Annotated in this window: 8 protein-coding genes; 1 reads left to right on the top strand and 7 read right to left on the bottom strand. The window is 46.9% G+C overall.

Going from position 1 to position 10,633, the window contains the following annotated elements:
* Positions 1-52: 52 nt before the first annotated feature.
* The 5 genes from HMPREF2904_RS03180 to HMPREF2904_RS03165 all read right to left on the bottom strand — a co-directional run bounded on the left by HMPREF2904_RS03180 (position 53) and on the right by HMPREF2904_RS03165 (position 4,700).
* On the bottom strand, positions 53-2,038 hold the full coding sequence (locus HMPREF2904_RS03180; RefSeq protein ID WP_070660017.1) for an FtsX-like permease family protein: 1,986 nt from the start codon (positions 2,036-2,038) through the stop codon (positions 53-55).
* Complete coding sequence (locus HMPREF2904_RS03175; RefSeq protein ID WP_006596750.1) at positions 2,039-2,797, bottom strand: ABC transporter ATP-binding protein; 759 nt, start codon at positions 2,795-2,797, stop codon at positions 2,039-2,041.
* 15 nt (positions 2,798-2,812) lie between these two features.
* Positions 2,813-2,941, bottom strand: coding sequence for a hypothetical protein (locus HMPREF2904_RS11870; protein ID WP_256263225.1), 129 nt, complete (start codon positions 2,939-2,941; stop codon positions 2,813-2,815).
* Positions 2,942-3,055: 114 nt separating this feature from the next.
* Positions 3,056-4,030, bottom strand: coding sequence for a sensor histidine kinase (locus HMPREF2904_RS03170; protein ID WP_070660014.1), 975 nt, complete (start codon positions 4,028-4,030; stop codon positions 3,056-3,058).
* Positions 4,023-4,700 carry a response regulator transcription factor gene (locus HMPREF2904_RS03165; RefSeq protein WP_070660011.1) on the bottom strand — a complete coding sequence of 226 codons (678 nt, stop codon included), beginning with the start codon at positions 4,698-4,700 and terminating at the stop codon, positions 4,023-4,025. The genes HMPREF2904_RS03170 and HMPREF2904_RS03165 overlap by 8 nt, the downstream gene beginning before the upstream one ends.
* A 146-nt stretch (positions 4,701-4,846) precedes the next feature.
* Between HMPREF2904_RS03165 and HMPREF2904_RS03160 the strand changes: the two genes are divergently transcribed.
* On the top strand, positions 4,847-6,031 hold the full coding sequence (locus HMPREF2904_RS03160; RefSeq protein ID WP_070660008.1) for a DUF2974 domain-containing protein: 1,185 nt from the start codon (positions 4,847-4,849) through the stop codon (positions 6,029-6,031).
* A gap of 227 nt (positions 6,032-6,258) precedes the next feature.
* On the opposite strand, the gene HMPREF2904_RS03155 is transcribed toward HMPREF2904_RS03160, so the two are convergent.
* Together HMPREF2904_RS03155 and HMPREF2904_RS03150 are read right to left on the bottom strand one after the other, a co-directional pair.
* Positions 6,259-9,495, bottom strand: coding sequence for a pneumococcal-type histidine triad protein (locus tag HMPREF2904_RS03155; protein WP_070660005.1), 3,237 nt, complete (start codon positions 9,493-9,495; stop codon positions 6,259-6,261).
* Between the two features lie 7 nt (positions 9,496-9,502).
* Complete coding sequence (locus HMPREF2904_RS03150) at positions 9,503-10,438, bottom strand: metal ABC transporter solute-binding protein, Zn/Mn family (RefSeq protein ID WP_141751190.1); 936 nt, start codon at positions 10,436-10,438, stop codon at positions 9,503-9,505.
* Positions 10,439-10,633: the final 195 nt, after the last annotated feature.

Here is a 10,633-nt window from a genome sequence, read left to right as displayed (position 1 = left end):
GACGTCCGTACTCACCTAAGGAAAGTTTCTAATTTAATTTGAGTTTCTTTTCCTAAATCTGCACAATCTTACGATAACTCCGAGAGGTGATCCAAAAGACGATTAGGTAGGTGATGAGAAAGACAGCACAGACGCTGAGGGTCACGACGAGGACTTGGCCACTATTGATGACACCGAGGACTTTGAGAATGAGTCGGATCATATGGTAGGCAAAGGCCAGGTGGATAAAGGCAAAGATGAGAGGGAGGAAGAAGACAGTCCGCACTTGACGGTTGATGGTCCGTTTGACCTCGTGTTCATCGAGCCCCACCTGTTGGAGGATGACGAAGCGGTCACGGTCTTCATAGCCTTCTGAGATTTGCTTGTAGTAGATGACGATGACCGTTCCGACCATAAAGATCAGTGACAAGAAAATTCCGATAAAGAAGATGCCACCAAAGAGGCTATTCAACTCTGCCACATCATTGGCTCGGTTACCTCCATAGACAAATGTTCCTTGGGCCTGTTGGCTACTCAATTCATCGATCATCTTATCATAGCTAGCTGCCAGCTTGAGTTGCTGGTCTTCACTGACATTGACATTGAAACCACCATAGATATTGGTATAGATGGCAAGATTTGGAAACTGGGCGATAAAGGCTGAGAGGTCAGGTACGATTAGGTAATTGAAATCCTCCGTTATCATGTTATACATGTTGGGCACGTGATCGGTGATAAAATCCTTGGTCACTTCTTCCTTGACTTGGAAGTCTTGGCCATTGATAGTGAACTGCTTTTGCCCCTTAAGAGCCTTGTTATGAGCAAAGAGGATGACTTGGTTGCCGGTCAGATCGGCCTTCTCTCCGGTCATTTGCTCATAGCTAGCTGTATCAAAGACCAGAAAGACGGTTTTAGGAATGACCTTGCGTTCATCAGCTTGATAGACGGTGAAATCCGTGCCCTTTTGTGATTTGACCCCAAAGTTGGCATAGGTCATCAGGTCACGATTTTTGATCTCAAGATGATGTTCAGACGCAAATTCATCAAATTTCTGATTGATTAGCTCCAGGTCTACCCCTTTTCCTTGAACAGAGAAATCATGAGGCGCCATGATTTTCTTGACCATTTCGCTACCGACATAGATGTTAGTGGCTGCAGAGATGGTCACCAGCACCATGGTCGAGAGGATGGCAATAGTCGCAAGCCCCACTGCATTTTTCTTCATACGATAGATGAGGTTAGAGACCGAGATCATGTTGTTAGGTTGGTAATAATACCCCTTCTTTTTCTTAAGCAGGTGCAAGAAGACGGTGATCCCCGCATTAAAGAGCAGGTAGGTCCCGATCATGACCAAGATAACGGCTAGAAAGAAGATCAAAATCGCAGACATGGGGTCTTTGACAGACAAAGCCAGGTAGTAGCCAAAACCGAGAGAGGCTAAGCCCAGGATGGTTTGGGGCCACAAGAAGCGAGCTTTCTTTTCACCACTCGCTTTCTCACGTGTCAGTTGCAGAGCATTCAAACGAAGAATCCGCCAAGCGTTGAGAAGAACCAAAAGGGCAAAGATGAGACCAAAGGTGACAAAAACTAAGACCACAATCCCAGGTTGGAAGGTGGACACTAGCTGGACCTTCATCTTCATGAGTTTCAAGAGAAAGGCAAAGATCAGCTTGTCAAAAAGGGCTCCAATCAAGACACCGACTGAGATGGTTAGAAAGCCAAAAAGCAAGAGTTCCTTGAAGATCATGCTGATGAGATGGCGTTTTTCAAGGCCTAGCATGCTGTAGATCCCCAGCTCCTTGGAGCGATTTTTCATGACGAAGCTATTGGCATAGAGCACGATGATAGCTCCCGCAGCATTGACCACGAACAGTCCCAAGACCAGGGTAAATATCATGGGATCTCCCCCTCGAAGCTCATGAATGTGAGGATTAAAGGTCAGGGAGTCAAAGAGGTAGGCGATGGTCACTGCGAGAATGACCGCAATCGCAAAGGGATAATAGAGCTTGCGGTTCTTGATCAGATTGGAGCAAGCTAGTTTAGTGGTTAATCGAAACATCTACTCCACCTCACTTGCCATGACCGTCAGAGTATCTGAGATTTCTTGGAACATCTGACGCTCTGTTTTTTCCCCGCGGAAGATCTGGTTGTAAAGGATCCCATCCTTGATAAAGAGCACGCGCTTGGCCCGAGCTGCTGCTGCGGTTGAGTGGGTCACCATAAGAATGGTTTGGCCCATGGTATTGATATCTTCAAAGACATCTAGTAACGCAGCTGAAGACTTGGAATCCAGCGCCCCTGTTGGCTCATCCGCAAGGAGGATTTCTGGCGAGGTGATAATAGCCCGTGCTACGGCCACCCGTTGTTTTTGCCCACCAGAGATTTCGTAGGGGTATTTTTCAAGCAGTTGGTGAATGCCCAACTCTCGACTCACGCTATCCACCTTGCTCATCATTTCCTTGACCGGTCTGCGAGAAAGGACTAGAGGGAGGAGGATATTGTCCTTGACAGACAAGGTATCGAGCAGGTTGAAATCTTGAAAGACGAATCCTAGTTTTTCTCGGCGGAAGCTGGACGCATCCTTGTTCTTGATGGTTGAGGTGTCCGTGCCATTGAGGTAGACCCGTCCTTCGGTTGGCTGGTCCAGCATGGCTAGAATGTTGAGGAGGGTCGATTTCCCGGATCCTGATTCCCCCATAATAGCCACGTACTCACCCTTTTCCACGGTGAAGTGAATATCCTTTAAGGCTTCAACCTGCGTTCCTTGAAAGCGGGTTTTGTAGATTTTTTTTATATGTTGAACATCTAGTAATGACATGCTTTTCTCCTTTTACTAGTAGATCAAGAAAAATTCTTGGGTTTGTTGCAGGACTTGGAGACCAAATTCCGTCTTTTCCAGATCGGTTTGGTTACAGGGTTTCTCAGTCTTTTTGAGTTGTTTCATCCATTTCAAGAGTTTCATTTTCTTGACCTCCTTCATTTGATGAGACTATTGTATAAAAAATAAAAGGCGGCTACCATAACCTAACCTTTCATTTTGCCGTTTATTTCTTACATTTTTGTAAGATGGGGAATCTTAATCCATGACCAATTTCTTCTCTTCAAAGCGAATGGCAACCGTCGTTCCTTGACCGACCTCTGAATGGAGGGTGATCCTGTGGCCCAATTGTTCTGCGATTTTCTTAGACAGATAGAGCCCCAACCCTGAGGATTGCTGGGTCATGTGGCCATTGTAACCGGAGAAGCCCCGCTCAAAGACACGGAGGACATCGCTATTTTTGATTCCAATCCCGCTGTCTTTTAAATAGAGGGTCTGGTCCTTGAAATAGATCTCAATTCCACCTGTACTGGTATACTTGAGGCTATTGGACAAGAGTTGCTCGATGATCACCAAAAGCCACTTGCGATCGGTAATGACGGCGACATCCAAATCATGCAGGTTCACTGCCAAGTTCTTTTGGATAAAAAAGAGGGCATATTTGCGGACCACTTCTTTGACCAAGTCCTCTAGCGACACGCGCTTTAAGACCAGATCGTCATGAAAACTCTCCAGTCGCAGGTACTGCAGAACCAGATTGGCATAGGAGTCAATCTTAAAGAGTTCCTGTTCCATCTGCTGCTTGACAATGGGTGTCTCGACATCTTGGACCAAGAGCTGGCTAGCTGCAATGGGCGTCTTAATCTGGTGAACCCAGAGGGTGTAGTAATCCATCAGGTCATTGAACTTGGCCTGGGCTGTCTTTCCTTCTTCCAGGCGCGCCTGCTGTTCTTCCGTGTATTTTTCATAGAGGAGGTGTTCCAGTGGTGAGGCAACCTCTATTTCCTCATAAAGTGCGGCTTTGCGGTAGTCCCGAAAGGTCATGGCGAAATCCCAGATCAAGACACAGAAGGCAAAAAAGCCTAGCACTAGGGTCGCATAGAGGAAAACCGTCCCTGTCTCTGGAAAGAGATAGGCAAAGACCAAATCAATGATCAAAAAGATGACCAATAGATAGAGTAGGCGCCTGCGGGATACCACATACTGCCAGAAGATCGTTCCAAATTTATTCATGGGTCAACCCGTAACCGATGCCTTTCTTGGTTTCGATGAAGTTTGACAAGCCAGCCTCTTCTAATTTCTTGCGAAGGCGGGCCACATTGACAGACAAGGTATTGTCATCAATAAAGAAGTCGCTATTCCAGAGCTCCTTCATCATGTCATCACGCGCCACGATACTGCCCGCATGCTCAAACAGGACGCGCAGGATCTGAAATTCATTCTTGGTCAACTTGATGACTTCTCCTTCATACACCAAGTCCGTAGACTTGAGGTTGAGGATGGCGCCACGGTGCTCCAGCAGATTTTGATCCGTGCCAAATTCGTAAGAGCGACGCAAGAGGCCTTGAACCTTGGCTAGGAGGACATTTTGGTCAAAAGGCTTGGTGACAAAGTCGTCTCCCCCCATATTGATGGCCATGACAATATCCATGGCTTGATCCCGTGAAGAAAGAAACATGATCGGAACCTTTGAAACCTTACGAATCTCCTGGCACCAGTGGTAGCCATTGTAGAGAGGCAGGCCAATATCCATGAGAATCAAGTGGGGGCCACTTTCGACAAAGATCCCGAGGACATCCATAAAATCCCCTACTGCAACCACTTCATAGCCCCATTGTTCCAATAATTGTTTGACCTGTTGGCGAATAATTTCATCGTCTTCCACTAAGAGAATTTTATGCATGGCTTTCTTTCCTTCTTTTTTCTTCTTCCTATTATAACAGATTAAGAAGCAGAGAAAAAGATCGAGCGTAGCCTTCTTAACAGTAAGAGCTTTTTCTACTCCCATTTTTGTGCTATACTGAAAGAAATAAGACACGGGAGGCACAGATGTCGACTATTTTTGATTACCTAAAAGAAGTGACTTATGATTCCATATATGACCGTCCTTTCAATGAACTGGATGTTCTCGCATTGACAGAGCTGACCTATCTGCCCTTTGGACACATTGTGCCTCAAGGAGATACAACAGGGATCCAAGTGCGCCTGTCTGATGCGATGGAACTGATCGATCGAACTACCGATTTCATCGTGAGTAACCAACACCTGCAATTAGTCGATGACTTAGCTAGTTCAAAGCGTTTTAAAAACATCAAACTCCTCAACTATGTCAACGAATATGACCCCGATGTTCAGAAGCAGTTTGCGGCCATGACCTATCGTCTTACCATGGATGTTTATTTAGTCGTCTTCAGAGGGACGGATGACACTTTGATCGGCTGGAAGGAAGACTTCCACATGACCTATATGGACCATGTCCCAGCTCAGAGGCGCGCAGCCAGCTACCTGCAAAACGTCATGAAGGAATTTCCTAAAGGGCGCTTCTTAGTAGCCGGTCACTCCAAAGGGGGCAATCTCGCAACCTATGCCTGCACTTACCTGCCGGATTCCTTATTTGAGCGGGTCGACGCGATCTACAGCTACGATGCTCCTGGCCTCAACAAGGCCATCATCGAAACCGAAGGCTACCAGCGCACGTCCCCAAACATTCGTCGATTTGTCCCTCAAGGATCCATCGTTGGCATGATGTTGGAAGTGCCAGAACCGACGACCATTGTCAAAAGTCGCGCCTTTGGTGGCTTTGCCCAGCACGATGCCTTTACTTGGGAAACTAAGGACCTCAGTTTTTTGACTGTTACTGATACCAGCCCAGATAGCCAACAGACGGATCTCACCTTGAAACAATGGGTTCGCGAAACATCGGCAGAGGAGCGCAAGAAGTTTTTTGACACCTTTTTTGGTATTTTTCTGGATGCTGGCATCACTTCCATCAATGACCTAACCGATCTCAAGCAGCTAGCCAAGGCCAAAGAAATCCTTCAAAATGCCCAGGATTTGGATCCAACCGAGCGAGAAATGCTGGAACGTCTTGCTAAACAACTCATCGATACCCGAGTACAAGCTTGGAAAAAATGGCAGACGGTCCCCCGCATCCTGGTTCAAATGGCCGCATTTTTCAAGCGGAAAAAAGCAGTCGAGTCTTCCTCGCCACTGCTCTTAGAACACAAGGAGTGAGGCTCAACTACTGACCTCTTCTATTCACTAAAACGCAAAAAGAGGCTGGGACAAAAGTCCTAGCCTCTCAATTATTTTTGGATTGTCGAGCAAGACGCAGTGGTTGAGTGGGCTCTACTACGCTGATTTCATCAGCTTTTACAGCCCTACTCAACTGTGCGGAGGTGGGACGACGAAATCGAATTCTAACGAATTACCGATTTCTGTCCCACACTCTTTTCTATTTTCTATTGGTTCTGAGGAGATGGAGCATCTGGCGTGCTTGCTTCTGTTACAGCTGCGCTTGCAGGCTCTGTTTCTGTCTCAGTTGTGGCAGGCTTGCTCCCTTCTGAAGCTGCTGCTTCTGTTGCTGCTGGAGTCTCTGTAGCGACAGGCGTTTCAGCTGTAGTAGCTGGTTTGCCCTCTTCGCTTGCAGATGGCGTTGCTGCCAACTCTGCCTGGAAGGCTTGGATGGCCTGTAGTAAGGCTGCTTTATCACTCTTTGGATTAGCCAATTGGTCAAACAGAGCTTCTAAGCGATCAAATACAGCATCACTAGCTCCCTTGTCCTGCAATTGTTGGTGAAGAGCCATCAATTGGTTATAGAGCTGTTGATAAAGAGCGACATCCCCAATTTGAGGCTCTTCCGTTTGCTTTTGTTTTTGCTTTTCAATGGTATCACTGATTTCGCGTAGAAGTGCTTCCCCACTTGAAATAGCCTTGTCTGGATCAGATTCTTTTCCAAGTTGAGCTAAGCCTGCTTCAAAAGCCGTTCGTTTGCCTTGGTCTTCGACTTGTGGCAAGAGCGACTGGATTTGCTCTAAGAGAGCTGTCAAAATCTTGTTCTGTTGACGGGCTTCTGTTGCCTTATCCAATTCTCCATACAAGCCTTTGAGGAAATCATAAACCGCTACGTTATAGGATGGGGCTTGACTTCCTTTTTGATCCAAAACTGTTTTTTCAATAGGATAGGTTTGGCCTTTTTCTTGGGAGAAGAGCTGGTCAATAGCTTGCTTAGTTTGGTAGAGTTCCATAAAGTGAGACTTGGAATCCCAAGCTTTTTCAAAGGCTTGAGCTCGGTAGAGCTTCAAGGCTAGATCAGCTGCCTTGGTGCGGAGTTCTGGTGTCAAGCGCGCATCGCTCAATCTTTGGTAGAAATACTTGAGGTAGTCGACCGATGTCACACCCGTCCGATCTTGCATCTCCTGAACAGCTTCTAATAGCTTCCCTTCCTGCTCTAGACGCTTACTGTCCTTGGCAGCATAGGCTTCCTGCAGTTGAGAGACCAACTCTTCCTTCTTCAATTGGAAGGCTTCTGTGTCTAGCAAGCGCACTTGTTCCAGCAATTCTTGGTAACGACGATCTAGGGCTGTCTCTTCTTTTGGTTTGACCGCTTGGGTCGCATGAATGTACTGTTCATCAACCTGTTTGAGACTGGCTAGATAGCCCTCTGTTGAGTTACTTGGGAAGCTCTTGACATTTTCCAAGAAGTGGCCCAAGATCAGCTCAATCCGTCTTTGTTCCAATGGATCAGAAGCATAGAGACTGCGGCTTTCTGCTAAGAGCTGGTTGACCCTATCCTCTACGACTTTCTTGTCCAAGTCTCCTTTTTTATATGGCGATTGGATGGTTGGAAGACGGTGGGCTAAGTAGTCTGCTAGTCCTGCTGAACGTACCTTGATGTAGTGGTTGTGATCGCCATGCGGGATGACAAACTGGCCATTTTCAATCTGGAGGCTATAAGGAGAAATCCCCGAACGAAGCGCTGTTGCATAGAGTTCATTGATAAAGTCTAGTTCAGGATTGCCAGTTTCAAGTGGGATGCGGACATGTTCCTTCCGAACGGCATAAGGATGGATGTGGGTCGGATCGTATTCTTGGTCTGGATTGTTAAAGACAAAGAAACCATTGGAAATCTTAATGGCCTCACGAGGGACACCATAGGTCTTACTGATGTACTGGATCTTTTCCTCATCTGAGGCATCGCGAGAATAGATCGCAACGTCATCTGTCAGGGGCTGCCCCTTGTCCTCTTCTTTTTTGCCAGCTAGAGTTGCCTCTGCTGCTGCAATCTCTTGAGGAGAGAGGTCCTTTTTATAGAAATAATGGGCATGGTTGCCATGAGCGACCATATAGCCTTCCTCGTCCTTGCTGATGACCTTGTCTGCGTGGAAACCATGATCGTGCTCCTCTTCGTGCTCGTGACTGTCGCCATGCTCATGATCATGCTCATGTTCAACTGGTCTTGTGCTTGGATTTGAAGGCAAGCTTGGACTTTCTTCTGTTGAACTATCAGTTCCTTGAGCACGAAGCAGTTGGAATTGCCGCGCCAGCTCACGCTCTAAAGGAGATAGGGAGCTGTATGGGATAAAGTGGAAATGATCCCCATGAGGGTAGACAATCCCTTGATCGGTCCACTTGGTAATCTTACTTGGATCAAAGACAGAACCATCAGACTCCACATGACGAGAAGACAACGGGGCTTTCTGCAATTCTTCAATCAGATTGCTCAGGCTTGGACTCGGTTTAGAGTCAGCCGGTTTAGAAGTCGTTGGGGTTGTCTGTGTATTGCTTGGACTGACTGATGGCTGGTTGCTCGCTTGCTTCCCAAGGCTTGGAGAGGCTTGATCTGAAGTTTCTTGTCCTTGTTCTGTACTTGCTCCAGCTAGGCGTGAGTTCCCAGCCTGATGGCCGGCTTGACCACCTAAGACGGAGAGGGCTGCTGCTAACTCTCCAGCAGATAAGGCACTCTTTGGAATATAATGGAAATGGCCGCCATGGGGCACAATAAAGCCGTCCCCTGTATCTGAAATGACATCTCCAGGGCTAAAGACATAACCATCGTCCGTACGGTAGCCACCACCTGTATGGTTTTTAGCCGTCAGCATCTCAAGAGTCTTGCCTTCTTTCAGCGCTTGACTCGGTTGACGGAAGTCACGGGTCTTGCCTGCCTTGTGCGAGGAGCTCGCTTGCACCGATCCCGTTTCCCCTTCTTCTTTTGCGCCTCCCTTTTGTTGTTGGGCGATCTCTTCGATCGAGCGCACATTAACCGTATGCTGGGCATCCTTTAAGTAGAGATAGTATTTCCCAGCGCGTTTAATAATATAGCCATCCTTGACCTTGCTCACGATATCCGCTTCTTGTAGCTGATAAGTTGGATCCCGCAAAATCAACTCTTCACTAAAGATGGCATCAAATGGGACCTTGCCGCTGTAGTAATGAAAATGATCCCCATGAGAAGTGACAAAGCCTTCATCTGTAATCTTGATGACAATCTGCTCTGCCTGGGTCTTTTCCTTGGCATTGACCGCTTCGATGCTGTCTTCCTTTTTGCTGGAGGCAGACGATGACGATTTCTTGTCCGCTTGCAAATACTGAATCTGATTCTTTTTCTCTTCCTTGACTTGTGGTTGCTGACTGAGCGCATAGGCACAGAGTCCTAGCCCCAAGGTCGCTACAATTCCAATCGTTCCCTTTTTCTTCATTCTTGATTTACTCCTCTAATTCCTTGGCTAAACTCGCCATATTTTCTTCTAAATTTGCTAATAGATCCTTATCGTTTTGCGGATCAGCTTCCAGTGGATCCAAGACCTTGACACGCGCCCCTGTTGCCTTGGCGATACTATCTGCCACCTTTGACGACGTGTGCTTCTCTACGAAGATCGTTTTCACCTGATAATCTTTGACAAACTGCTGGATCTCCGCCAATTGCCGGGCAGTCGGTTCTTGCTCTGGGGAAATCCCTGCAATCCCCAACTGCTTGAGACCAAAGCGTTTGGCCAGATAAGAAAAGGCCGTATGCTGGGTCACAAAGGTCTTTTGCTTGGCCTTGGCAAAGAGAGGCTGGTAGCGGGCTACTAGTTCCTCACAGCGCTTTTCAAGCTTTTGGGCATTGGCTTGATAGAGCTCCTTGTTCTTTGGATCGATCTCGCCCAAGTGCTGAGCGATGATCTTTCCTTCTTCTGCAATTTTCGCAGGGTCCAACCAGGTATGCGGGTCATACAGGTGCTTGGCTTCTTTTCCCTGACCAGCCTCGACATCCTCTAATCCAGCCACCTTATCAAGGGTCATTCCTTGACTACCTTCGATCACCTGTAACTTGGAACCTTGTAGGTTAGGATCTAAGCGACCGGCCCAGGATTCCAGGGTCTGAGAATGATAGACAAATACATCCGCATCATAGATCTGAGCCACTTCCTTGGTTGAGGGCTCGTAATCATGGATCCCTGCACCTGACTGAACCATCCAGATGTCATTTTGATCCCCAGAGATTTCCTTGACCAGGGCATAGATGGGATAAAAACTCGTGACAATTTTAAGACCTTTTTTAGAAGGGGGCTTGCCTGCATTTCCTTGACTACCACAAGCTGCAAGCAGAAAGAAACCGAGGAACAAGAGTCCCAGCACCTTCATTCTTCTCCTATTCATCCTTCACCTCTTTTTTATTTTCGTTAACTAGTTTATTAATTAGTTAATTAACTAGTTAATAATACTGCTAATCATTTGCTTTGTCAAGTCTTTTTTGCATATTTTTCCTTTTAATGCTAGAGACTAACAATTTCCTAGACCCCACGAGCCTTTCTTACAGTAAAAAAAGAGGCTGGGACAAAAGTCCTAGTCTCT

This window comes from Streptococcus sp. HMSC072G04 (genome assembly GCF_001813295.1).
Lineage (GTDB): Bacteria > Bacillota > Bacilli > Lactobacillales > Streptococcaceae > Streptococcus.
Note: the sequence above shows the minus strand (reverse complement) of the source record. Positions and strands in the feature narration are given on the sequence as shown.

What these genes read in the sequence shown, in the direction of transcription:
- HMPREF2904_RS03150 (WP_141751190.1), bottom strand. Translation starts at nt 10,438, where the DNA reads ATGAATAGGAGAAGAATGAAGGTGCTGGGACTCTTGTTCCTCGGTTTC.
- HMPREF2904_RS03180 (WP_070660017.1), bottom strand. Translation starts at nt 2,038, where the DNA reads ATGTTTCGATTAACCACTAAACTAGCTTGCTCCAATCTGATCAAGAAC.
- HMPREF2904_RS11870 (WP_256263225.1), bottom strand. Translation starts at nt 2,941, where the DNA reads ATGAAACTCTTGAAATGGATGAAACAACTCAAAAAGACTGAGAAACCC.
- HMPREF2904_RS03175 (WP_006596750.1), bottom strand. Translation starts at nt 2,797, where the DNA reads ATGTCATTACTAGATGTTCAACATATAAAAAAAATCTACAAAACCCGC.
- HMPREF2904_RS03165 (WP_070660011.1), bottom strand. Translation starts at nt 4,700, where the DNA reads ATGCATAAAATTCTCTTAGTGGAAGACGATGAAATTATTCGCCAACAG.
- HMPREF2904_RS03170 (WP_070660014.1), bottom strand. Translation starts at nt 4,030, where the DNA reads ATGAATAAATTTGGAACGATCTTCTGGCAGTATGTGGTATCCCGCAGG.
- HMPREF2904_RS03160 (WP_070660008.1), top strand. Translation starts at nt 4,847, where the DNA reads ATGTCGACTATTTTTGATTACCTAAAAGAAGTGACTTATGATTCCATA.
- HMPREF2904_RS03155 (WP_070660005.1), bottom strand. Translation starts at nt 9,495, where the DNA reads ATGAAGAAAAAGGGAACGATTGGAATTGTAGCGACCTTGGGGCTAGGA.